This window comes from Humiphilus diazotrophicus (genome assembly GCF_059726315.1).
Genome location: NZ_AP040870.1, coordinates 1,200,930 through 1,224,896 on the forward strand (window position 1 = coordinate 1,200,930; position 23,967 = coordinate 1,224,896).

General features: G+C 49.5%; 17 protein-coding genes. 2 read left to right on the plus strand and 15 right to left on the minus strand.

Going from position 1 to position 23,967, the window contains the following annotated elements:
• Positions 1 to 347: 347 nt before the first annotated feature.
• Positions 348 to 482 (minus strand): hypothetical protein, encoded by a 135-nt coding sequence (locus tag AC6I7T_RS06360; RefSeq protein ID WP_497794562.1) that lies wholly within the window; start codon positions 480 to 482, stop codon positions 348 to 350.
• 536 nt (positions 483 to 1,018) lie between these two features.
• Here AC6I7T_RS06360 and AC6I7T_RS06365 point away from each other — a divergent pair.
• Positions 1,019 to 2,788, plus strand: a complete 1,770-nt coding sequence (locus AC6I7T_RS06365) for a class I mannose-6-phosphate isomerase (protein ID WP_497792489.1) — start codon at positions 1,019 to 1,021, stop codon at positions 2,786 to 2,788.
• A 173-nt stretch (positions 2,789 to 2,961) separates the two neighbouring features.
• Here the strand turns inward: AC6I7T_RS06365 and AC6I7T_RS06370 are convergent, their stop codons facing one another.
• Both AC6I7T_RS06370 and AC6I7T_RS06375 read right to left on the minus strand, forming a co-directional pair.
• Positions 2,962 to 3,927, minus strand: coding sequence for an ROK family protein (locus AC6I7T_RS06370; protein ID WP_497792490.1), 966 nt, complete (start codon positions 3,925 to 3,927; stop codon positions 2,962 to 2,964).
• A gap of 26 nt (positions 3,928 to 3,953) precedes the next feature.
• Positions 3,954 to 4,973 carry an L-rhamnose/proton symporter RhaT gene (locus AC6I7T_RS06375; RefSeq protein WP_497792491.1) on the minus strand — a complete coding sequence of 340 codons (1,020 nt, stop codon included), beginning with the start codon at positions 4,971 to 4,973 and terminating at the stop codon, positions 3,954 to 3,956.
• Positions 4,974 to 5,411: 438 nt separating this feature from the next.
• Here AC6I7T_RS06375 and AC6I7T_RS06380 point away from each other — a divergent pair, with 438 nt between their 5' ends.
• Positions 5,412 to 6,203, plus strand: a complete 792-nt coding sequence (locus tag AC6I7T_RS06380; protein ID WP_497792492.1) for a DeoR/GlpR family DNA-binding transcription regulator — start codon at positions 5,412 to 5,414, stop codon at positions 6,201 to 6,203.
• Positions 6,204 to 6,383: 180 nt separating this feature from the next.
• Here the strand turns inward: AC6I7T_RS06380 and AC6I7T_RS06385 are convergent, their stop codons facing one another.
• From AC6I7T_RS06385 to AC6I7T_RS06440, 12 genes are all read right to left on the minus strand, one after another.
• Positions 6,384 to 8,420 (minus strand): ATP-binding response regulator, encoded by a 2,037-nt coding sequence (locus AC6I7T_RS06385; RefSeq protein WP_497792494.1) that lies wholly within the window; start codon positions 8,418 to 8,420, stop codon positions 6,384 to 6,386.
• 104 nt (positions 8,421 to 8,524) lie between these two features.
• Entirely contained in the window at positions 8,525 to 8,896 is a 372-nt protein-coding gene (locus AC6I7T_RS06390) for a response regulator (protein WP_497792495.1), read from the minus strand.
• Positions 8,871 to 11,864 carry an MASE1 domain-containing protein gene (locus tag AC6I7T_RS06395; protein ID WP_497792496.1) on the minus strand — a complete coding sequence of 998 codons (2,994 nt, stop codon included), beginning with the start codon at positions 11,862 to 11,864 and terminating at the stop codon, positions 8,871 to 8,873. Before AC6I7T_RS06395 ends, AC6I7T_RS06390 begins: the two co-directional genes overlap by 26 nt.
• 326 nt (positions 11,865 to 12,190) lie before the next feature.
• Positions 12,191 to 12,760, minus strand: coding sequence for a class I SAM-dependent methyltransferase (locus AC6I7T_RS06400; RefSeq protein ID WP_497792497.1), 570 nt, complete (start codon positions 12,758 to 12,760; stop codon positions 12,191 to 12,193).
• 72 nt (positions 12,761 to 12,832) lie between these two features.
• Positions 12,833 to 13,384: a DUF3159 domain-containing protein gene (locus tag AC6I7T_RS06405; protein ID WP_497792498.1), complete on the minus strand. Its 552-nt coding sequence runs from the start codon at positions 13,382 to 13,384 to the stop codon at positions 12,833 to 12,835.
• A 206-nt stretch (positions 13,385 to 13,590) separates the two neighbouring features.
• Positions 13,591 to 15,084: a hypothetical protein gene (locus tag AC6I7T_RS06410; protein ID WP_497792499.1), complete on the minus strand. Its 1,494-nt coding sequence runs from the start codon at positions 15,082 to 15,084 to the stop codon at positions 13,591 to 13,593.
• A 2-nt stretch (positions 15,085 to 15,086) separates the two neighbouring features.
• Entirely contained in the window at positions 15,087 to 16,304 is a 1,218-nt protein-coding gene (locus AC6I7T_RS06415; protein WP_497792501.1) for a Gfo/Idh/MocA family protein, read from the minus strand.
• Between the two features lie 49 nt (positions 16,305 to 16,353).
• Positions 16,354 to 16,905 carry a hypothetical protein gene (locus AC6I7T_RS06420; protein WP_497792502.1) on the minus strand — a complete coding sequence of 184 codons (552 nt, stop codon included), beginning with the start codon at positions 16,903 to 16,905 and terminating at the stop codon, positions 16,354 to 16,356.
• On the minus strand, positions 16,906 to 17,952 hold the full coding sequence (locus tag AC6I7T_RS06425) for an FAD:protein FMN transferase (RefSeq protein WP_497792504.1): 1,047 nt from the start codon (positions 17,950 to 17,952) through the stop codon (positions 16,906 to 16,908).
• 12 nt (positions 17,953 to 17,964) lie between these two features.
• Positions 17,965 to 19,272 (minus strand): Gfo/Idh/MocA family protein, encoded by a 1,308-nt coding sequence (locus AC6I7T_RS06430; RefSeq protein ID WP_497792505.1) that lies wholly within the window; start codon positions 19,270 to 19,272, stop codon positions 17,965 to 17,967.
• Between the two features lie 66 nt (positions 19,273 to 19,338).
• Positions 19,339 to 22,851, minus strand: a complete 3,513-nt coding sequence (locus AC6I7T_RS06435) for a TonB-dependent receptor (RefSeq protein ID WP_497792507.1) — start codon at positions 22,849 to 22,851, stop codon at positions 19,339 to 19,341.
• Between the two features lie 415 nt (positions 22,852 to 23,266).
• Positions 23,267 to 23,908 carry an IS630 family transposase gene (locus tag AC6I7T_RS06440; RefSeq protein ID WP_497788089.1) on the minus strand — a complete coding sequence of 214 codons (642 nt, stop codon included), beginning with the start codon at positions 23,906 to 23,908 and terminating at the stop codon, positions 23,267 to 23,269.
• Positions 23,909 to 23,967: the final 59 nt, after the last annotated feature.

A 23,967-nucleotide genomic window follows, 5' to 3' on the forward strand; every position in this document is an offset into this window, starting at 1 on the left:
CCTTGAAATATGGTGTCAGTTTTGGTGTCAGTTCGTTTTGTAATTCGGTGACATTCTAGGACATCGGATGCAATGAATTCATGATTGTAATGAATGGTTTAGCTCGTAACTCATTCTCCGTCAGTATTATGAAACCAGTTTCCTAAACTGCGTGTCGGAAGTTCGAATCTTCCCGGGGTCACCATAAAAATTTTATTGTTTATGCCGTTCAAATGGTACAGGCAAACACCCCACCCGAGATCATGAGATCCGCAATCCTGAAGCCCCGGAATCAAGACCCATCCTTTGACACGCATCTGCAGCGCTATCAGAGTCAGATGTAGTTGACGTCCAGTTCGCATTTCGCACTAGAAATGGACATACGCTGCAAAACGCACAGATCGGGAAGGCATTGCACTCGATATCTTGCCGAAATTTACCTCCGTAAACTCAGCATTCGGGGCGTTAAAGGTGGTCGTGTTGAAGACGTTGTAAGCCTCAATACGGAATTAGGACGTTCAGAGTTAATCCGGCAACTGTTGTAAGAAGTAAGTATATTGCCTACTACAAAGTTGTGTGTATCTTCAGCAAAAGGTCCAATAACGTGAACTGGGAGTATTCAGCTGTTCAGACTTCGAATTTGGGTTGGACTCCGCGAGCATTGTTTGAACCGTCAAGAACATCAGTAGAAGCAGAAATGTGGATCGGCAACTTATAAAGCAACAAAAGACTTACGAATGTTCTCTTCCATGAGAAGCTCCTTGATTACGCGGCAATTATCTGAGTAAGACGGCTGCGACTTTTATGCGTCCGAGACACATATGAGAGCTAAAATCTAGTTATCGATCATAATTATGTGATTGTTTTGACATTTTCGCTCATTTCATGAGAACATTTGATCACAATAGAATATGACACTGGTATGACTGCTCGCAGTATTGCGACATCACCGCGTATAGAGGAAAAATTACTGAATGCGGCTTTTCCCTATCACTGCCACCGCGAACTGCTGGTTTGCCTGAGATCAAGTTGAGGATCAATGCCACGGAAATCCAACTACGACAAATTCCCTTATGTTTCGGTCCGCACACCAAGCGAGGAGTGTTGGGAGGACTGGCCAGAAATCTTCGAGAGGCTAAAGAGCTTCACGGCCCAAGGTCGATGTGTAATTTGTGTCGAATGCTATCCGGGAGTGTTTGAAAGAGAAGTAGGACAAACGTTGCAAGACGGCTTACGGCCCGCAGGTTTCGTCTTCACCTCTGAACTGCTTAAGTGCTCGTCACAAATAGAAAAGATGTTGGCCAACGTGTTGGGAGACGATCCAGTATTCGGCCAGATGAATACATTTGGAATCGAGGACTTCTTCGATCAGCAAAAACTAGCTGAGGCTCGACGGCACATCCAGAATTGGAGCCACGGGTTATTACTCATCGTCGGCACTGGCGCCTCACTGCTGATGGCAGAGCCGGATGTCCTCATTTATGCCGACATGGCTCGCTGGGAGATCCAGCAACGTCAACGTCAGAATGTAATTGGGAACCTTGGTGCCAACAATTTGCAGGAGAGTGCGAGTCTCAAATACAAACGAGCCTTCTTTGTAGATTGGCGCGCGGCTGACCGTTTGAAGCTTTCACTCTTTCCGCGCATTGATTTCTGGCTTGACACCAACAACAAGACACCCAAACTGGTGACCGGGCACGCTATCCGCGAGGGGTTGCGCCAAGCCGCACATCGTCCGTTTCGTGTGGTTCCCTATTTCGACCCAGGACCATGGGGCGGACATTGGATGGAAGAAGTCTGCGGCCTCCCAAACGATGTCCCGAACCACGCATGGTGTTTTGATTGTGTCCCGGAAGAAAACAGCTTGCTGCTCAAATTCGGCTCAATTTGCGTTGAAGTTCCGGCGATGAACCTCACTCTCTTGTATCCGAGAGAGTTACTTGGCGATAGGATTTATTCCCAGTTCGGAGCGGAGTTTCCCATCCGTTTCGATCTCCTTGACACGATGGGCGGAGGGCATCTCTCCTTACAAGTTCATCCGAAAACCAAGTACATCCACCAACAATTTGGGATGCCCTACACACAGGATGAGAGCTATTATCTGCTCGATGCAGGAGATGATGCCTGCGTTTACCTGGGACTAAGAGCTGAAGTTGACAGAGAAGCGATGATCCGAGAATTGAAAGCCGCACAAGACACTGATGTGCCGTTCCCGGCGGAGAAGTATATCAACCGCTTCCCAGCGAAAAAGCATGATCATTTTCTTATTCCGGCGGGAACAATCCACTGTTCGGGCAAGAACGGTATGGTTCTAGAGATCAGTGCCACGCCCTACATATTTACCTTTAAGCTTTGGGATTGGGGACGACTAGGCCTCAATGGACTACCAAGGCCTATTCATATTGAGCCTGGACTCGCAAACATTGCCTGGGAACGCGATACGGATTGGGTGCAGAAGAACCTGATTAATCGAATTGAAGGATTGGCACAAAATCCGGGTTGGCGAGAAGAGCGAACCGGCCTACATGAACTCGAGTTCCTTGAAACTCGGAGGCATTGGTTCACAGATACGACACCGCACAACACCTCTGGTACCGTAAACGTCTTGAATCTCATCGAGGGAAGCGAGGCCGTAGTCGAAAGTCCAGGTGGAGCCTTCGAACCGTTTGTAGTGCATTATGCTGAAACCTTCATAGTGCCTGCAGCCTGTGGACCATACACAATCTCTCCGTCCAGACAATCAAACGGTGAGCGCCTAGCTACGATCAAAGCATTCGTGCGGAATAGTTCTGATCCTCATGAGAAGTGACAACTCTTGTTGAGGGGATTGATCATTCCCTCAACAAGCTCACTGTAATTCAAGGATGTGATGCATAAGATGTGTCTGGATGAAGAAGCTGGACGAGGGGAATGCTCTTGGCTCAACCGCGACAAGACAGATTTCTGGATTTGACTCTCTACACTTACATTACCGCATGACAATCATGCTCTCGGACTCACTTCTTTGATGGAGAGGTTTTCCGAGAGTAATGGAACAGCACCAAGCAAAGCGGCGGTTCCACCCAAGGTAGCCGCCACCACACGTGGCTTTCCCCAACTTGTCCAGGCACAGTCCTCTACGAATTTCTGCACGAAGGGCAGAATAACTTTCCCGCTCTGCATTACACCGCCCCCGAAAACAACCATCTCAGGATCGTAGGCATGGATCAATGCAACCGCGTTTGAAGCCCACACATTAAGGCAGCGTTGCCGAACCGCGAGAGCTACAGAATCCCCCGCTTCGGCTGCGGCGAAAAGCTTTTGAAAATCAAGCGACGATGCGCAGAACAGGCTTGATTCACTGAATCCCGGAGTTTCCCGAATGATCTGCGGCAAGGCCCAACCGGAGGCCTCAGCTTCGGCACACCCGATATTGCCGCACACACAGCGACGGCCACGGAAATCGACTGGTAAATGCCCTCCGATGCATGCCGCCTGCGAGTGTGCGCCGCGCACTAGCTTCCCCATCATCATGGCCGCAGTTCCGATCCCCGTACCCAGCGTTATCATCACGACGTCCTCCACGCCTTGAGCCACGCCTGCGTACTGCTCCCCGAGTAGAGCCATACGTGCATCGTTCTCGATTTTGAGCAACAAACCAAAACTCTCCTGCGACCATCGTTTGAGATCGAGATCAATCGCATCCTCATATTTTTTCAAGGTGGAAAGGATTTGGCAGCTGCGCGCATCAACGATTCCTGGAAAGCCCACTGCCAGACCTCGACACTGTGCCGCAGTCACGCCGACCTTCTCCAACAAACGACGAAGTGACTCTGCAATGAGCGGCAACAAGGAAGCGAGCGATTCCGCACCCTCGGAATCTAGCACGGAGAAAGCCAACAATTGGTTATCACAAACCAGGCCACAGCCAATGTGAGTGCCACCCATATCGAGCGATAAACCAAACATCCGCTTCTAATCTCCCATATTTGAAATCATTGCAAGTAGCGACTGGAACCGGCGAAGATACATACGGCGACGACCAGAAGTGCGACACCGGCCCATTGAACTCTGATGGGACGAGTTCCGCTGTCCTTCCACTCGCCACTAACCATACCAAGCATGCTAGCGGTGATGACGATAAGTGACATGAACACCGGCCACCCAAGGATCGGCCCCCATGCGCCGAGTTGTACAGCCGATACACCATAGAGAAGCGTGCTTCCGAACCAAAAAGCGGCCATAATGAAGGCAAGCATCCAATGCGAATGGCCACCCAGGAAATGACGGACGGAACGATTCCGCTTCAGAAGCCAAGCACAATAAAGCACATTCGGAACTGCTCCTGCCATCAGCAGCGGGGGCCAGACTACATTGGAAGCATTTAGAGCATCGGCGCCAAGCGAACGTGCGAGGTTGATTAATGGGGTTCCGAAAGCAATCCCAAAGTTCATCAAAGATGCCAGGATGCCACAAAAGATAGCAAGGAACAGGCCGAGCGAAGTACGATTCTGCGAAGCGGTGCTTTTTGTGCTTGCATTTGCTCTTTCGCGCATCCTTCCAGCTGAAGCACAAGCCGTCACACCTAAAAGTACAATGAGCACCGCTGTCAGCACTGCATATCCAGCTATGCTGTTGAGGCGTTCGCGATGCAGTGCAATCAAGGGAATGAGACTTCCCAGAGCTGCTGACGTTCCCAGGACAATCGAAAAGGTAAGTGCAATCCCAATTATGTCGACAGCAATACCGAAGAACACTTGAGCAATCCCCCACCCCAGGCCAAATCCGCAAACCTCAAAGAGGATCTTCGTCGGAGCCGAACGATAAATCGTTCCTAGGTTGGGGACAGTGATCAGAGCCATCACGATGGGCATAATGATCAGTGCAAACAAAGTCCACGCTAGCCAGATGTTCTCCCATGCCCACTTGCGAGCGTATTTCATGGGCATCGTGAAACTGGCGTTGGTAATGCCTGCAAGCACCAAAATTGCGACTCCGATCGACGTACCGCTCATCGTTTTTCCTTTCCCCGCTCAAAAAACCGCCATTGCCTGAACTAGCCTCTGGTGCCCACGGTTGTGATGCTACGGATGACATCATAGCAGGCAAGGTGAACTAATTTGCCATATTTCATCCTTTTATATGATTTTTCGATCACAACGTTGCAGATTGGAAACATACATCTTTGCAGTCCAAGCTCGCATGCGTTCTGGCCGTAACACGTATCCATAAATCATTACCAATCAGTAATCACGTAAAACGGTCTTTTTAGTGTGTATTTTTGAATGAGAATTCGCCCTTTGGACGCTAATAACCTTTTATTAGACTGATTCCCTACGAACTCGCCTCTTCTGTTTCCCGTGATTGATGCAAGCTATTCCGCTCAGATCTTGCGAGTGCCGTGCTGCTATAGTTACTTAAGCGATTAAGTTTATTTTGATAGGTTAAGTCGTATGCCAGCAAAGAACGATAATCTCGTTGCTCGTCATAAATACATCCTCCAACGGTTGCAGGAGGCAGGAACCGTCACAATAGATGAACTATGCACCACCCTCGGAGCATCCATCGCTACCATCCGGCGTGATCTGGAAGACCTCGAGAGCCGATCGCTGCTGAGACGAACACGTGGCGGAGCAGTACCAATAGGCCCCCTCTTCTATGAGCCATTCCGCCATGACAGTACGTTCCAAGACAAGGTAAGCAGCTTTGCTGAAGAAAAACGCCGTATAGGTTACGCCGCAGCAAAACTCGTTAGTACAGGACAAACGATCGCATTAACCGGAGGAACGACTACTACCGAAGTAGTTCGAAGTCTAAAGGTGCTTAGCAATATCTCTATCATCACGAATACTATTAATGTGGCGATGGAGTTGAGCAACAGAAAAGACATAGAAGTCATTGTCACAGGAGGACATCTGCGAGGGAATTGGTTTACTCTCATAGGTCCGCTCGCAAATGTATCCGCCGAAATGCTTTTCTCTGACATCATGTTTATCGGGGTCGATGGTATAGACGCGAAAAAAGGTCTAACCTGCACAAACTCTTCAGAAGCTGAGGTCCTGCGAAAGCTTGCCCACAACGCGAAAATGAAAGTGGTAGTGGCCGATCACAGCAAACTCGGTGCAGTGAGCAAGTATCTTCTCTGTCCAACGAATGAAATCGACAAGCTAATTACAGATTCGGGGGCTACCGTTTCCTCATTAACACCTTTCAAGAAACTAGGGATCGAAGTCATACTCGTGTAGCGTTAATTCGAGAATACCTGAGAAAATCTCAGTTGCACTGGATACGCCAGTTGTTCCACATCGTAGCAGATGCGCACACTATTGCCACTACAGTGCCGTGCCATCGATGTGGATCGAACCAACCCGCGTCATATAGTCCCGTGACGTTCTCAGCCTCACTTCTCAGTTAGAACTGGGAAACTAAGCCGATTTGTCAGGCAAGAAGGACTTTGCTCTCTTGTCTAGTATCCTTCGGATCACTCCTGCGAGCTGGACGTGAGTAAAAGGCTTTGCCAGAAAGTTTACATGCTCAGTCGCCTCCTCATGCAATGAAGGAAGCTCCTCTTCATAGCCTGAAACATACAAGATATTGATGTCAGGACGAGAGGCTCGGACAACTTTGGAAAGCTCTAGTCCACTCATTCCTGGCATGACAACATCGGTAATCAGCAAATCTATAGACTCATTTGTTTCTTGAACGATTCGGGCTGCATCCTTGGCTGAAGAGACACAAAGAACTCTATATCCAAGTCTTGTCAGCATCTCATTAAACAAGGTCCGCAGAGCATCCTCGTCTTCAACCAACATAATCTTTTCCGAACCACAATAAAGAGATGGCTTTGAGGGTTGCGAGGTGCGAGGTGCGGATCCCTGTACCTTCGGGAAATAGACTTCAAACGTAGTACCCTTGCCGAGTTGGCTGGAGACTAAAATCTTACCTCCTGTTTGATCGATGATGCTGCGTACACTTGCCAAGCCTAAACCAGTTCCGGACCCTTTAGGCTTTGTTGTATAAAAAGCATCAAATATTCTAGCCATAGTGTCCTGACTCATCCCTGTACCGGAGTCGGTAATCGTAAATCTTACATATTCACCGGGAGGTATATTCTTGTTCCCGTCTGTCGCTTCAGCTCTGAGATCGACATCGCACAAATCGAGATTGAGTTGTCCGCCTTTAGGCATTGCGTCGGAGGCGTTGCTTACCAGATTTAGCACTACCTGCTCGAATTGAACTGGATCAATCCGGGTGCACCCAGCCTGATGGGTATTACATTGAAGCTCAATATCCTCTCGAACCAGACGTCGCAACATTTGCGTCATTTCTTGAAGATAGGAACCCAGGTCAATGATCTCCGGATTCATCCCTTGACGCCGGCTGAAAACCAGCAACTGCCTGGTTAGGGCCGCTGCCCGCATACATGCCTGTTGTATTTGATCGGCATGATGAAAGAGTTGGCTTTGCGGGTCCGCTTCACCTCGAACCATTTCGCTATAGCCAACCATCACACCCAGAAGATTATTGAAGTCATGGGCCATTCCGGCTGCAAACTGACCAATAGCTTCCAACTTCTGAGCTTGCTGTAGTTGTTCCTCTATCTTCCTTTGTTCCGTAATATCCTGAAAGATCACGATAAAACCCGTTATGTTATCGTGGACCTTCATAGGACTAAAAAACGCTTCGACCTCAATGACCTCGCCATCCTTGCAACGTCGTCTGCTGTAGTGAGGAGGAACTTCCTCTCCTAAAGCTAGTCGGGAAAAGACCTCTTTTTCTGAATTTCCCTCCGGCAAATCGATAAGGTCCGAACAACGTCTGCCCTCAGTCTCAAATGGCGAATAGCCAAAAACCTTATAGAAGGCCGGATTCGCCAATTTAATCCGCTCTTCCAGATCGACAGCAAGAATCGGCAGAGGACTACTATTCAGTATTGCTCGAACGAATACTTCAGTATCGGCAAGCTTCTGGTTAGAGGCCTCGAGCTGAACCAATTTGTCTTCCAGCTTGCGTATAAGAGCAGCGTTATATTCGCGCAGAAAATCGACGGGAGGAGTCTCCGCAGACGAATGCCTTGGCAACTTCCCTTCTTCTCCGCGCTTTAGCAATTCTTGTATTATTCGCAATAAGACTTCTGGTTCCAGAGGCTTCACCAGAAAATCATCTGCTCCAATGTCGAGCCCCAGCTCCTTATCTTTGGGATCTGTATAGGTTGCCGTATAGAACAAAAAAGGAATCGTCGACAACAGTGGATCCTCGTGCCAGCGGCGGCAGAGTGTAAAGCCATCCATCACGGGCATCAGGATATCGGAGACAATCAGATTGGGTGGTTCGCGTAACGCACTATCAAGGGCTTCTTTCCCATTCCTCGCCTTAATAACCTCGTAATTGCTGGCGGTCAGCAGGGATTGCAGGTAGTAGAGATTTTCCTCATTGTCGTCAACAATCAATACCCTAAGCATCGGAGCCCCCTTCTCATCTCATACGACTTGGCAGTTTATGTCTTCAGCAGTTCCGGCTATTCCTTCGACATACATCAAACAAGGTCCAGCCCCTTAAACACCTGTCACTCATCCGGGATATGTTTACGAATCTGATCGACAAACGTGCTCGGATTAATTGGCTTCTCGATATAGTCTGTCGCTCCGGATGCCAATGCCTTTTCTCTATCTCCCACCATCGCGTATGAGGTCACTGCAATAATGGGAGTACTGCGAAGCGCCTGGTCCCGGCGCAATTCTTCGGCCACAGCATAGCCGTCGAGCATTGGCAGTTGAATGTCAAGCAGGATCAGATCTGGCCGCAATTGACTGGCTACACTTACCCCGAGCCGTCCATCTCTGGCCTCATATACCTCAAAGCCATTCTTCTCCAGCAAGAAACGTACCAAATACAGATTTTGCTCGTTGTCTTCAATTACCAGAACCGTCTTCTTCATCGGTTTTGCTCCACTCCAAAGGCAGTCGAAAGGTAAAAGTACTCCCCTTCCCGGAAACACTTTCGACCATGATTGATCCGCCTAGCAGCGCTACCAGACGTTTGCAGATAGATAATCCCAATCCAGTTCCTTCTCTCATTCGCGCTAGTCCCGTGTCCACCTGACGAAAAGGTTCGAAGATACTCTCCAGATGTTGAGGCTCAATTCCAATTCCTGTGTCTATCACCCGCATAATTATCCAACCGTTTGCCGAATGACAGAGAACCGAGATACCTCCGGCAACCGTAAATTTGACGGCGTTGCTCAGTAAATTCAATAAGATCTGCTCGACACGGCGTTGGTCGCTGTAGATCTGGTCTATCTCAGGCGATATCTCTGTCTTCAGTGTCAGATCCTTCTTCGTAATCTGGGGTAAGACCGATTCTGTAGCTTTCTGAATCATTTGCGGTAAGGAGAAGTATGTGTAGTGGACTTCGAGTTGTCCCGCTTCGATTTTGGAGATGTCGAGAACGTCGTTGATTAATGCCAGCAAGTGCCGCGCGCTATTTTGTACCATTCCGAGTTGTTTTGTCTGTTCATCATTCAGAGGTCCCGCGAGCTTCTGAAGGAGGATTCCGGTGAATCCGATTATGGAGTTCAACGGCGTCCGGAGCTCATGGGACATGGTTGCAAGAAATGCGGATTTCAGCCTGTCGGCAGATTGAGCTGCATCTCTGGCTTCCGCCAGCTCAGCAGTTCTCTGCCGTACACGATTCTCCAATTCCTGCTGTGATGCTGTAAGCGCTGCGACCGCCTCCGCACGTTCCTTCCTGGCGCGTAATGCGGTTATTCCGTGAGCTAAATTCTCTCCTAGCTCTACAATCAACTCCACCTCTGAAACATCAAAGGCATCTACTTCTTTCGCATAAATGGCCAAAATTCCAAACACAGTAGCTTCCTGGCGCAGAGGAACAGCCAGAATCGATGCGAAATTTCTGTTGGCTAGAGCATGCTTCCAGATTGCAAAAGATGGGTGTTGTTGAAGGTTGTGTATAACTACCGGACTGTTCTCTCGGATGGCACGCCCGATAGCTCCCCTCCCATATTCATTGTCTGCCCAGCTCACATGAATTTCGTCTAGGAAGCCCTCGGCAGACCCCGCACTCGCCATCGGACGCACCGTTCGGGCTTCATCCTGTTCTGTGTAGCCCACCCAAGCAAATTGATAACCGGCTGGTCCTACTGCGATACGGCAAATCTCACGTAGTAGTGCCTCTTCCTCTGTCGCTTGAACAACTGCAGAATTGCAATGTGAAAGTACATGTAATGCCCGGTTTACCTGGCGCAAAGACTCTTCTTCGGCTTTTCGTTCGGTAATGTCAGTCGATATTCCGCAAAGGGCATAGCACTCCCCTGCACCGTCTCTGAGGGCAACCTTAATACTGTGATAGCTATGCAGCCCATCATCGAGAACTGTCTGTTCTTCGAATTCGCGAGCTTGGCCGCTCTCTACGACTTTCATGTCGTTTTCCCGAAACTTTCGTGCTGCCGCCTCCGGGAAAAGTTCAAGATCGGTTTTTGTTCTTGCTTCCTCGCTCGTTATATGGAATTCGGTGGTCCAGCGCCGATTGACGAAGATATAGTGACCATCTTGATCCTTCATGTAGATCAATGCGGGAGAATTATCGAGTACCTCTTGAAGCTCTTTACGGTTCTTTTGCAGCTGCTCTTCGGCAAGCTTACGTTCTGTAATGTCGACAAGCACAATCAACGTGCCTTCGGTCCTTGCTTGTGTATCTACGATGGGAGTCGCGGACAGCTTCACCCAGATTTTACTGCTGTCTCTCTTCGCCAAGTTGATCTCGATGGTTCCCCCCTTCGCCATCAGACCTTGGGGGATACCGGCACAAAACCGATGCATATGCTTACCGAGTATTTCTTCCTGCTGATAACCAAGCATTCGACAAAGCTGCGAATTTACAAAGGTCGTACATCCCTGGTTGTCGACCGTCCATATTCCGTCGTTTGCGGCTTCGACAATTAGCCGATATTGTCTTTCACTCTTCAACTCGGCCTCTTGGATTGCTTGCTGACGAATAAGCTTTTCCCTTTCTTGTTCCGTTTGCTTCCGCTCAACAACAACGGTAGATAACAACAGCCCTGAAACAGTAAGTGTTGCAAAGAAAAGTTGCAGCAGAAGTGCGCTGATAATTGGCTTGTCGGCGGCAAAAGGTCCTAACCCATTGACAGTGGTGACTAGTGCTATTACTGCAATAATCATATTGGTGAGCGCAGTGGCACTAGTCCCTATACGAATTGCCGACCATAGAACAAGTGGGAAAAGAAGCAATCCCAAGACGGGATGATGAGATGCGAAATCGAGGCGCTCGTCAAAAAGTAATATGCAGATAAATATTGTTAGTAAGACTAGACATCCTAGCTCGACATAATGAGCAAATCGCTTTCGACCCACCAGTTCTGTAATCGGCAACAGGAATGGCGCTACGAAGATAATGCCCATCGCATCTCCGAGGTAGTACATCAGCCATTCAGAAGTCAGCGACTGCCAAGGTCTGATCCCAGCAAAAAAGAGAACACCTGTTCCGCAAGTTGCACTTAATACAGGACTTAATAACGCGCCGAATACTATCAGACGCAACATGTCCCGCAAGCGGATAAGTGCTGGATCGAATCCTGGCAGGCGGCGCAGCAAATAGACACCCAACAACGCTGCTGATGTGTTCCCTACCGCTAACCCCAGTGCAGCGAGCGCCGGAAGGGGGGAAAAGAAGTTGACCAGGAATGCTGCAATTGCAACCGCAGGCCAATACTGCCAGCCCCATAGCAGCAAACAGCCGAGTGCAACTCCGGAGGCGGGCCATACCGGAGAGACGTTACCAGAGGTAAGAGGGACAGTTAATCCAGCGATGCCCGCCAGGAAATAAAGGACACCGGTCCCAACCAGGCGTATGTAAACCGGAGCCTTCATCTTCGACTCCTGAACAGGACATACTCTACACCTGAATTGCTTTCTCAAGAGCAAATTTGTAAACAATCAGTGACAGTATGCCGGATCGGGCAAATTGTTGTTAGCTCTAGAGTTTATCTATGAGTACAGCGGCGGGATTCGCGGGTTAGGGAGCGCAAGACAGAACCTCGCGGCGTGAAGACCAAAGCGGACGCGAGCTCCGCTTTGAGTCGGATAGTCAAAAGGCCAGACCAATGCTTAATAACTCGACGTTTTCAGACGCGGTCGGAACCGCTTATCGGAACGACATACAGTCGGTTCTCAGGGTTATCAATATCAAACTGGCGCTATAGCAACACCAATTCGCAATCCATTGGGATTTTGATCTCCCTCACACCTTCAAAGCGGACAGCCCGCTTGATCGCAACTTCTCCTTGCTCTCTGATGCGGACAAGAAATTCGCCGTAATCCCGAAAGCATTGTTCGACATGTAGGGCTCCGCGCCGGCGAATACCAAACTGTGTCATCGCAGCGGCGCTACGGGCCACGATCTTTTCTTCCACTCCAAAGTATGCCCATTCCGAATCCGGAGCATGATCGAATACGACCACCTCCGGTGCAAGCGTCCGTGCATGCTGAAGTGCCTTCAATGGATCGGCCATTTCGTGCAGGCAGAATTCGAAATAAACGGTGTCTCCCTGAATCTGCACATCCTCGAAATTGGCTGCCACCTTTTCCATATTTATATTCGCAAGCGCGGACGTATCGCGATCAATGGCAATCATTCGTTTCGCTGCTGCTGCAGGTCCCAGAAGCCGTCCCCCGCCCGCGCCGACATAAAGCACCGTTTTGCCGGAAAAATCGTAAAAATCGGTAAGATGCTGGATCAGCATCCGATAATCTGCAGCCAATTGCAATATCCTTCCTGCCCTTGCATCACAAAAGTAAAGACATTTGATATCAGACCTTCAACAGGTTCCTCGATCGGACTACAGACCCTTGGCGGCCCGCAACTCCAGCTCATACTGCCGCCGGGATCGTTGGGGATACCACAGCGTAAAGGCAATTGCCATTGCAGAAAAGCTGGTGGAGAAAACGCTAGGTAGCATTCCGCCCTGAGATGCCTGCCACTGCAACACGACAGCCTGCAAAACAAAGTCCGTACCCCAGACACCGGTAATCAATTGATTGCTTCGGATAAAACCTGGAGTTTTCCAACGTTCCTTAGGAACACTTTCTCGGGCATATTGCAGGGTGAAAGGATCACCGGCAAGCAGCGATCCCCAAGCGATAGCTGCCAGCAGCAGGTGTACTAGAAGTCCCTGATAGTGACCGATAGCCTTCCAGTGCAGAAGGTAGAGCGCTACGAAATCAAAGATGAAGAAGGCCAAGGAAACTATTTCTAGAGTCTTGCAATTTTTGCGGTGTGCTACTACCTGTATCGCAGTGCTCACCAACGCCACCAGTAGTGCCGCCTGCGGGAAATGGTGGCTCAATGCGCCGAATAATATCCAAGGCAAGAAAGCTACAATCAGCTTCATAAGCAATCAGTCTCGGTCACAAATTTAAGGACACAAAATGCTTCTTTTCACGTGTGGTCCATTATTGTGCGCCAGAGACGGCACTGATTACAACCCCATGAAATTTGCATTGGCTGTAATGGAAGCAACAAGTGATCCGCGAGCAGATTTTCTGTGAGGGTCTTTGCCTCAAGATTAATCGCAGAGCCTAGTACGAATCGCTTTGATTAACTGAGATGGGCCTCTACGAACTTGTGATTTGCCGAAGACTGCCATTGCGTCAAGATCCACTGGACATTACGGTGAAGCTCCCGAACCGAGGCATTACTGGTATTATGATAACGCTTCTCTATCTGAGCAAGACGCTGGCGCCGACTCACGTAATCCCGCAGTTTCACTGGTGATATCCTGCCACGATCCAGCATGCCCTTCACATAGTCGGCCGAGGCAATAGCACTTACAGAAACCCATGTACGATCAAGGAAAAACGACTCTTCGACAAATAACAAGTCATCCAAAAGTTCCGTAGTAGCTTGCTCATCGAAGAGCTCACGAGAAAGCACCCTGAGATAGGATTCGAACTCAGCATCCGGATTTCGCGAAAACTCCCGATAAGCGAGACGGTCCATCCGCATAAGAAGTTCATGGGCGGGCGATGCACCTTGTGCAAGCCAGCCAAACCCAAATGGCGAAAGACGATGCCCCACTAGAAACTGATCTCCCATCTCCGGTCCTCGCATCACATAAGTCCAAGGCTCGAAGGAAGGCACAAACCCGGTGGCATGAATTGACAGGGCCTTTTGTGCCGCTGCTTGTATCAGTTTTGGATTTCCAAAGGTGGGCGAAGGGTCCCAGTATACTACGCACTTGGCCTGTGAGATCAGGGCAGGATCAACCATGGCTGTATGAGGCGTAAGGAAGAGTCCCCATCGCGAATCAAACTTCTCGCTGGCGCCACGCACTCCAATTCCGGGAACTTCCTTATCGGAGAAATAATGCGGATAGACGAGAATCGTAGCATCTGCCTTATGAGCCCACAGCTCCTCTGAAATTGTTTTGACGAACTTAAATTCCTGTTGGTAATAACCCTCAGAACACTCTTTGCAATAGGAGACAGCATAGTCGGAGGATTCAAGGAGTAGTCCATCGGCATTCGGATAGAAATCAAGCAGCTCCCGCGTATATTCAAGCATGAACTGCTGTGCTTCCGGACGAAAGGCATTTAGATTAAACCCCCAGGCTCCCAGCCCTGCGCCTCCCGTAAAATCTCCATCTGCGGATATGGCCTTTAGTGATGGATGTTCCAGCGCATATTGGTTCACCCCGTCGTAAGCAAAAGGAGTCAGACAAAGTAACACACGAATATTAAGTGAATGTGCATAGTCAATTAGCCTGCCAGCAAAATTATGCTGAATATTCTGATGCTCTTCGTTATATCGCCAGGTGATCGGAAATTTCCTGGACGGGAAAGCGCCTCCTAGCCATAACAAAATCAGGTTGCCACCATCCGTGCGAACCGCATCGAAAATATCCTTCCACACCTCGAAGCTAAATGTGGTACCGCGCATGAAGGTGATGTAGTATCCCCGTTCGCGAAAGACTGAAGAAACGTTGGTTCCCTTTTGCAGGCGCTTCTCTTGTGAAAGGATCGGCGAGCCAAGCATCTCCGAAGAGAGCGTAACGATGCCTGCTTTGAGGACATCCCTCCGGGTCCAGGTCATAGTTAAACAGTCACCCGCTTGCGCTTTGCCAATGCTTCATTCCCGGCCAGAGCAGCGGTCGCAGAGGCCAACGCCCGCTCCGGGCCGCAAAGGAGTGGTGTTCCTTGGCGTATTGCAGAGCAAAAGCTCCAAAGCTCAGTTCGAAAGGCAATATCCCAGTTTGTCTTCCAAGGCTCGGCCTCTTCTTTCTCCAAGAGCGGCCGTCCAGATTCGTCTCTCTCTCCTTTTGGGAAATACATCCCCCCATCGATATCCGAAAGAATCATCGTTCCTTCCGTTCCTAAGAATTCTTCATAAAGCCCACCGAAACTATTGGTAAGGATTACGGAGAGTTCTACGGTGCATCCTCCGGAAAATTCAAAGATCATATGAATATGGTCATCGACCTCACGGCCATCTTTGTAACAGTCGATGCCCCCTCTTCCGTAGACCGATTGAGCTGTTGAGCCCAAATACCATTCGGCCAGCGATGTCTGATGACTTCCAAGCTCGGCAACCAGGCCTTGCGAGTACCTCTTGTACATACGCCAATTCGCCAGAGACTCCCAATCCGGGTATCCCCACTGCTTCGGGTTGAAGTCCTTAGTTGGAGGTTTCTCTTCCCATCGCCAGGAATTATTCCTGTGTGTCTGCAGGCGCACATAGTGAATTTCACCCAAAACTTTGGGCCGAATGATGTTCTCGTAAACAGCTTGATAGAGAGGTTCGTAAAACCGAGGATAGCCGATCTCTAAAAGCTTTCTCTGTTTTCTGGAGACTTCTATCATTCGATGGCAGCTCTCCACGTCGTAAGCCATCATCTTCTCGCCAAAAACGTTCACGCCGGCATCGAGAAATCCAATTGCTATTTCAGCGTGTGTCCACAGTGGCGTCGCTACAATTACCGCTTCAAGCTTTTCCTTTTCCGCCATCTCCCGCCAGTCTGCATACTCTCTTGGACGTCTTCCTCCAGCTTGAATCACTGTCTGGATAGCTTGCTCACGATGAACCGGATTAATATCGCAGACAGCTACGATCTCAATAAAATCCTTGCGGCAGGCTCCAAGCAATGCCCCGCCCCCCTGGCGCCCAACTCCGACGATTCCGGCCTGAACTGCTCCTCCTACCATATGATTGGGAACGCAGGTCGCCAACTTGAGACGTTCGGGATTAATTCCTGAACGTACTATTCTCTGAAAATTTCGGCTCCCAATGCGCTTTTGCTCCGGAGTCAAATACATGGACAACAATCTCCACTTTCTTTGTCAGCAAAAACGAAATACGCAATGATTACAACGCCGCCCCTTTTGGAACGAAAAGATCGCCTCGCTTTTCCTTCCAGGAGAGATACAGCAAATCAAAACCTGCAAGTCGACCGGTATCGAAAGACCACAGTACTGCAACGGCAACCCACTCAATCAGATTCTTGTTAACGAGGAGATAATTCCCTTCCATTCCCGCATGAGGAACACCATCCAAAGGCATCGCGGTCAAATAGAACAATGTGAGCATGGCCAATGCTCCATAGCATCCCAGTTGTGTAAACAGACCCAGCATCAAAGAGAGGCCAATTGCACACAAGCCCGCGATCACGGCGATATCGATTACATGACCCCATCCGGCATGAAATAACGAGTGCAGTAAATATCCCACCGGACCAGTAGCTCCATCCAGATAGCTCACGGAACTCCATCGCCGAAGATGCGTTCCATCCGGAGCCCAGGCAGGAAGAATGAGCTTGAAGTATCCCTCATAAAGAAAATGCCAGCCGATACAGGTACGAAGAACAACTAATGTAAGCTGCTGGGATTTGGAGAGTGAGCTTGAAACTAGGTTATTCATTCAAATCTCCACGGTCGCGTGAGAGCTTGAACCAATGACGATCGAATGGGCCGGACTCTGCTCCAGCAGCATCACGACAAGGACATCTTTATGCTTGCCGCAATACCGTTCGGCTAACTCCGGACCACCAACGAAGAAGGCAGTCGCCAGTGCATCTGCGAGAGCCGCCGATTCAGCAATAACGCTGACACTCAGTACGCCTCTTGCAGGAAAGCCCGTTCGCGGATCGACGATATGTCCATAGCGCTGACCATTTGATGCAAACCACTGCTCTTCCTGCCCACTGGTCCCCATAGCACAGGAACGCAGAGATATGGTTCCCATGCACTGGTCTTTGAATATCGGATGGCGAAGGCCAACAAGCCATCCGGAACAATCCAGCCCCGATCCCAAGGCCAGCACACTACTACCACCCGCACTCAGCAGTGCATTCCTTATTTCCTGACCGCGTAATTTCTTTGCTGCCCGATCAAGTGCATACCCCTTCCCTACCCCTCCAAAGTTTATGCGCAGATCTGAGGCACAGAGAGTAACGGTCCTATCTTCATAAAGAGATATGCGAGAAAAACCTACCCGTTCCTGGGCTGCCAACAGACTTTCGCGAACAGGAAATCTTGGATCGCGTTGCTCAAACCCCCAGCATTGACTCAACGATCCAGTTGTCACATCGAAAGCCCCTTCCGTTTCGCGGTACAGTTGCTCGCACAAGCGCAAGAGCTCAAAAAGCTCTGAGCCAACCTGAACAGGCTGCATAACCGGAGTTCGGTTGAGGAGGCTCACCTCGCTCTCTGACCGGAAGATGGACAAAATCGACTCCAGACGGTCCACTTCGTCCAGACACTCTTGAACCTCAGTAAGCAGATTTTTCCCTTCGGGACGAACGACGATTTCAAACCGGCAAGCCATCGCAGAGCGAGAAATACGAAGGTAGTAATCTTCGAACGCCCGATCGCTCCCCTGGCGTTCTCCGATACGACTCCAAGCACCGTTTAATGCTAAAAGTTTTCTCCGGCTCAGAATCCTTCCAGACCTGTATCCTGCAAGCATAGACGGTAGCTCCTACACATACTGCAAAGACTCTTTACCAGGACAAAAGGAACCCTGCGACGCCAATCGCTTGTTTTGTTCCATAGAACTGTCCACAGCGAAACAGGTCGATGCCACTTGATAGGCGTGATCGAGGTTACACCGGAAAGGCGCACCAGTACGAATCGCACCGCAGAAGGCTGCAAGCTCCTGTTGAAGAGCCTCGCTACTTCCGCCTCTTCGACCTCCTGTGTTGCCGGCAAGAACCGCGTGGCTGGAAGCCTCCTCTTTCCGACTAGCGGAAGTATCCATAACCGGTTGAGAGGAACCTAGCTTAGCTACTTCAATAGAAGTGCGCTTACTGCTTTCTTCGGCAAACAAAAGAGCCTCGTCTTTGCCTAGAAGGAGTGTCCCTTTTGTCCCCATGAGCTGAAGATAACTGCCTTCGAAACCATTTGATTGAATCAGAGAAAGAGTCGCTGTCCTGCCCCTTGGATACTCGATTGTGGCATAAACGTGATCGGCAACATCTCTGCCGTCTCTGTAAGAATATATTCCGCCACTACTCTGTATGGCTGTTGGGCCTGATTGTAAAAACCAGTTAGTAAGAGAAATTAAGGACCCACCCCACTCGTCCATAAGGCCGTTGGAATAGTGATGGTAAAGGCGCCAGTTCAAAAGCTCCTCGCGAGAGGCATATCCCCACGGACGGGGGTCAAAATTTACCGCCTCTGTTTTGCTCTCTACCCTTCCAGAACTGTCACTGTGCCATACAGCGTCAACAGTGTAAATATCGCCTAATATCCCCTGCTTAAGAATATTGTGATACGCAGACCAATATAGAGGTTCGTAGAAATTCTGGTACCCAACAGCAAGAATCCGGCGGTTTCTTTGCGCTGTCTGAATCATCTGACGGCAACCAGCATCATCCTTGGCCATTGCTATTTCGCAAAAAACATGCCTTCCGGCCTCAAGAGAACGGCTGGCAATCTCTGCATGCGTAAAAAGCGGGGTGGCAATCAATACAGCTTCGAAAGACTCTTCTCGCAGTAGATGCTGCCAATCCTGATACCAGCGCACACCCATGTTTTGAGCTATATCGGGCTTTGCAGGAGGCTGTATATCACAAATAGCAACAAGGTTGATCACTTCAGGATCCATGCAGCTTCGCAACAGTCTGCCTTGTTTCCCGTACCCTATCAAGGCAGCCCGGACTGGCCCACCTCGACGAGGTCCGCGGACCACTGCCGTGGTTGCCATAGCTGCAAGAGCGGAAACGCCACCTACGGCTTTCAAGAAGTTGCGCCGACCGATTCGGCGCACTTCATCAGCTAGACCCATTTCTCTCTCACCCTCATCTGTACCGCAAGCCTGACCATGACAGAGAGCTATTATGTACTGTACAAACTAAAAGTGGTAAACCACCGACAATTGAAGTTGCCGAGGTGAAGACCGAGTGCTGCTGATTACACCGAAATTCGCAGTGTTGGCTGTTATACGAGTTGACGGACTGGCATAGCTCGCAATGTTAAACGCATTAAAGGCATCGAGCCGAATCTTGAGGTTTTGGTTCTCGAAGGTATGAAATCCCTTGGATACAGAGAGATCGATATTCTCGAAAGCCGGACCACGTTCAGTACCAACCTTTGCGTCGCCGAAATTATTGGCACGACCATAGGCACAGGCACTATTGGAATCGGTTGAGTTGCGACCTGTACAGGGAGTGGCAGATGGGTCAGTGCCGAACCACTTGAAGATACCATTCACTGTCCCTCTGCCCCTGATTTTCATCGGCGCATACTGATTCGCATGCACGACAGAATCAGCCGAACCGGGGCAGTGGTTCGCACAATTCGGACCAGAAGTAATTGACAACGGATATCCGGTATTCAGCTGTAAGCCACCAGACAACTGCCATCCTCCCAAGATCTCTTCGAGCGGGCGGCTCCAATTCGCTCCAAATTGCCTTCCCTTGCCGAACGGCAGTTCATAGATTGCAATTCCCGTTAAGATATGCCGGACATCGAAGTTCGAAGGGCCGTAATCTCCCTGGGGATTGTTGACATTCTGCCAGAAGGGATCGGCTAGAGAGGAATTATCGACGCCGTAATATCCAGGGCTATTAGTCAACGACTTGCTATAAGTATAGTTAACCTGGAACTCCAGACCATTGGATTGCCTGTGCTGCAGCGTAGTCTGCAAAGCATGATAGTTCGACAGTGCCCTGGATGCTGTCTCAATCACAATGCCGCCATCGCCGACCAGAGCAAAATAAGGCTCAATCTTGGCTTTACAAGCATTATCGCAGGGGGAAGGAAGGTCCTGGGTATATTGGTTGATCCACATGGGAACGGCCAGATGCTGGCCAACCTGGCCTACGTACCCCACCTGAAGAGAAGTATGATTATTCAGCTGATATTGCGTGGAAAGGCTAAATTGCTGAATCACAGCCGGACGCATGTAAGGATCCCAGACATCGTACTGCGATCCGGCAACACTGGTGTTATTGCTGGCCGTAGTTTGAAATCCATTTTCGGCCTGAAACCATGTTCCACCTGAGGTTGCGGTAGGTATATCCGCAGTCTGTGAGAAGGATGGTTGGAAGGGCGGATTTTGTGTCATCCGTAGTCCTGTCCCAGTAGACTCCAACTCGTCGGTCGTTCCATACCCACCACGCAGGACGAGACGGGGAGTAATGCTCCAAGCAAAACCAAACCGAGGCATCAAGCCAAGATAATACGGATTATAGAGAGCCCTGCTATTTACCTTACGGGTGACAGAGTTGTATGCGCCTGCATAGTCTAGGAGTAAGCTTACCGGGGTTCCTTCAGGAGCAAATGCTGCCCGCCGCAAATTTACATTTACCATCTTATTGTTTGCTTCGTAATTGGGTTGCTCATAGGAATACCGCAGGCCGAGATTTAAAGTTAGATGGGGAAGGATCTTCCAATCATCCTGGATAAAGAAAGCGTCACGCCACTGACGCATTCCAAATGGTCCGGTAACGCCAGCGATCTGTGCACTCGAAGACTTATCCAGAATGAAATCGGCAAATCCATAGCCGCCCGCTCCTGAAGCATCCTCCGTATAGACTCCCGAATAGTTAAAAGACCCCAGTAGTCCACCCAAATTCCCCGGAGAGAAGAAGTTCTGCTGATAACGAAGAAATTGGACACCAAACTTTGTAACGTGTTTCCCGTGCTCCCAAGTGAGAGTATCGGAATAGTCAAAGTTATTGTCCTCGTTATAGGTGCCAAGGATCTGGGTCCCGAAATCGGATAAGTCGGAAGATCCAAGAGCCGTCCAGGTGAACCCGGGAATCGCCTGATTCGCAAGTGGAATGCCTACTACAGAATCACCCTTTTTCCCAAAAACTCCAGAGGGATCACTCGCCGATCCCTGGTTCAAAAGAATGCGTGTGTATCCGACCCGTGCGTTGTTAACGATTGTAGGTGAAATAATTCGTGTCCAGGCAAGTGCGGCACTGGTAAAGGGATAATCGTTGCCGTAAGGGAACAATACCGGCACAACAACCTGAGTCTGTGTGTCCCAGGCGCTACCGTGGCTGTATTTAGCCATCAACGTATCTTTTTGATCTATCGTATAGTCCACCCGAAGATCACCTTGATCGTTATGAGCGGTGCTGGCGACTTTGCCAATATAGTTATTTCCGGTCAACGTGCCAGCCGTAGGAGAAGTGTTCGGCAGAGGCAAAAGCTTTTCATTTTCAGCTTTGAACAGAAACTTGGCTACCGGATTCACAATAGGAATGCAGTTATTTACATATGGGATGGCTGTATTGGTTCCCTTCGAGGTGTCATACAATTGTGCACCGTTTACGCTAAAGACACCGGATAGATCGGCGTAGCCTGAAGGACAGCTTGAGGTCGGTGAAAGCCCTCGTTCCGCCAAGGTAGGGACACTGAAAGTCTTTTGGCTGGGAGGGATGTTGTAGCGTAACCCGATATAGTTGCCAAAGAAGAACAGCTTCTTTTTGATGATCGGACCGCCGATAGCTACCCCAAACTGATTCTGGGTAAAATTCGTTCTTGCCACGCGATTATGATTGTTCGCCCACGTGTTTGCGGTCAGCCCGCTGGCTTCATGGTATTCAAAGGCACTCCCATGAAACTCATTCGTTCCGCTCTTGGTGACCATGACAACTTGACCGCCATTGACATTTCCGAACTCGGCATCCGCATTTCCCGTAATCACATGGACTTCTTCTATCGAATAGGGCGAGGGATTGTAACCAAGGGAGTTATTTATCGTTTCATTGATGTCAATACCGTCGAGAATGTAACTATTCGCCTGCTGGCGATTGCCATTAAAGGAAGGCTGCCCATCGGCTGCCTCGTTATAGCCTTGATAGGCATCCCGCTCCGATCCCATAAGCCCGCCCATCGCAGAACTATTCGGATTAATGGCTCCAGGGACAAACAATGTTGAGATCTGAACGTTTTGCGCATTGAGCGGCATATTCTCCAAGGTGTTGGAGCTGATCGAAGTACTAACCGTAGAATTTTCAACATTCAGAAGTGCTGCACCCTCCGACATAACGTTAACTGTTGTCGAGGCACTGCCAACCCGTAGCTTGGGATCTACCGTTACAATCTGATCGATTTGTAAACGAAAAGGACCGATCGATGTCGTTTCAAATCCTGGAGCAGAAGCAGTTACGGTGTATTGTCCTACCACCAGGAATTCAAAGTTATACAAACCACTCTTGTCGCTAACTGTATTTACGATTACTCCCGTGCCGGTATTCGTGATGGAAACCTTTGCTCCAGCCAGAACAGAGCCACTGGAATCGTATACGGTACCGCGCACCGAGCCTGTAATGGTTTGAGCTATAGCGATGGCCCCACACAGCAAAAGAGCAAGAGACCCAAGCCCAAACAGCCTCAAGTTTCTTCTCATAACTAGCCTCTCTCATAAGCACGTCAATCTGCTTTCACAATGACGGCGTTGATTTTGTACCTCAGGATCTTCCGCATCTGGTATTCGAATTCGGGCCTACCCAGGATCAAGATCATCAATGGAGGAAAGGACAAGCGCTTACGTCTTGTTATGCTGATCTCTAGTTCATCCACAATGTGGACACACCATCTACAGTGCGAACGACTCTACATCTACTCGAATTTAGTGTCAAGGAATATCTCGGGACCTGCCATAATAATGGGGCTTGATTTTCATATAGAAGCAATAGGTTTCCCAAAGCCCTCCTGGGTCTACTTACTGGAAGGCTATCAGGCATCAGAAAGTAATTAATTCGTCAGGTATTTACAAATTGCTTCTTCGCCATCCACACGCTGGCTTTAGAGCATTTTTCGAATTAGTGTAGACCATTTATACAGAGACGGAACCAAGCCTGAGCATTATCAGGGGAAATAAGCTTGAGAGCGTCGGCTATAGCTTGCTCAAGGGATTCTCTGGTTCTAGCTTTGGCAGCCCGAAGCAGTTGTTTGAGCTTAGCCCAAGCCTTTTCGATCGGATTCAGATCGGGCGAGTAAGGCGGCAGGTATAGCAATTCTGCTCCAGCGGCCTCGATCAGCCTCCGTACGCCGTTGACCTTATGGGAACTCAAGTTGTCCATTACCACCACATCGCCAGCTGTCAGTGCCGGACAGAGTATGTGTTCGACATAGGCTAGGAATATCTCCGCATCGGTAGCGGCTTCGATGGTCATCGTTGCTACCATGCCACGAAAACTCATTGCTCCCAGGATGGTCATGATTTTCCATTGTCCTCCAGGAGTAGATTCGTGTATACGAGTGCCTCCGAGGCAACGGGCATAACGCCTCGTCATCGAAGTTGTCACACCACTCTCGTCAAGGAAGATCAGCCGTTCCAGACTTGTCGCCTGGATCTTGGCGACAAATTCTTGGCGTCGCTGGCGGTTCGCTTCGGTATCGCGTTCACTGGCATAGAGCGACTTTTTTTCAGCCGTAAACCCAGTTTCCGAAGTAGAAACCAAATCCGCCCCAAGCTCAGTTCCACGCTTGCTTCATTGTGCAACTTTGCTTGCACTTCAGC

Bases quoted from the DNA above. Each gene is read 5' to 3' on its own strand.
- AC6I7T_RS06365 (WP_497792489.1), top strand. From the start codon at position 1,019: ATGCCACGGAAATCCAACTACGACAAATTCCCTTATGTTTCGGTCCGC.
- AC6I7T_RS06370 (WP_497792490.1), bottom strand. From the start codon at position 3,927: ATGTTTGGTTTATCGCTCGATATGGGTGGCACTCACATTGGCTGTGGC.
- AC6I7T_RS06375 (WP_497792491.1), bottom strand. From the start codon at position 4,973: ATGAGCGGTACGTCGATCGGAGTCGCAATTTTGGTGCTTGCAGGCATT.
- AC6I7T_RS06380 (WP_497792492.1), top strand. From the start codon at position 5,412: ATGCCAGCAAAGAACGATAATCTCGTTGCTCGTCATAAATACATCCTC.
- AC6I7T_RS06385 (WP_497792494.1), bottom strand. From the start codon at position 8,420: ATGCTTAGGGTATTGATTGTTGACGACAATGAGGAAAATCTCTACTAC.
- AC6I7T_RS06390 (WP_497792495.1), bottom strand. From the start codon at position 8,896: ATGAAGAAGACGGTTCTGGTAATTGAAGACAACGAGCAAAATCTGTAT.
- AC6I7T_RS06395 (WP_497792496.1), bottom strand. From the start codon at position 11,864: ATGAAGGCTCCGGTTTACATACGCCTGGTTGGGACCGGTGTCCTTTAT.
- AC6I7T_RS06405 (WP_497792498.1), bottom strand. From the start codon at position 13,384: ATGAAGCTGATTGTAGCTTTCTTGCCTTGGATATTATTCGGCGCATTG.
- AC6I7T_RS06410 (WP_497792499.1), bottom strand. From the start codon at position 15,084: ATGACCTGGACCCGGAGGGATGTCCTCAAAGCAGGCATCGTTACGCTC.
- AC6I7T_RS06415 (WP_497792501.1), bottom strand. From the start codon at position 16,304: ATGTATTTGACTCCGGAGCAAAAGCGCATTGGGAGCCGAAATTTTCAG.
- AC6I7T_RS06420 (WP_497792502.1), bottom strand. From the start codon at position 16,905: ATGAATAACCTAGTTTCAAGCTCACTCTCCAAATCCCAGCAGCTTACA.
- AC6I7T_RS06425 (WP_497792504.1), bottom strand. From the start codon at position 17,952: ATGCTTGCAGGATACAGGTCTGGAAGGATTCTGAGCCGGAGAAAACTT.
- AC6I7T_RS06430 (WP_497792505.1), bottom strand. From the start codon at position 19,272: ATGGGTCTAGCTGATGAAGTGCGCCGAATCGGTCGGCGCAACTTCTTG.
- AC6I7T_RS06435 (WP_497792507.1), bottom strand. From the start codon at position 22,851: ATGAGAAGAAACTTGAGGCTGTTTGGGCTTGGGTCTCTTGCTCTTTTG.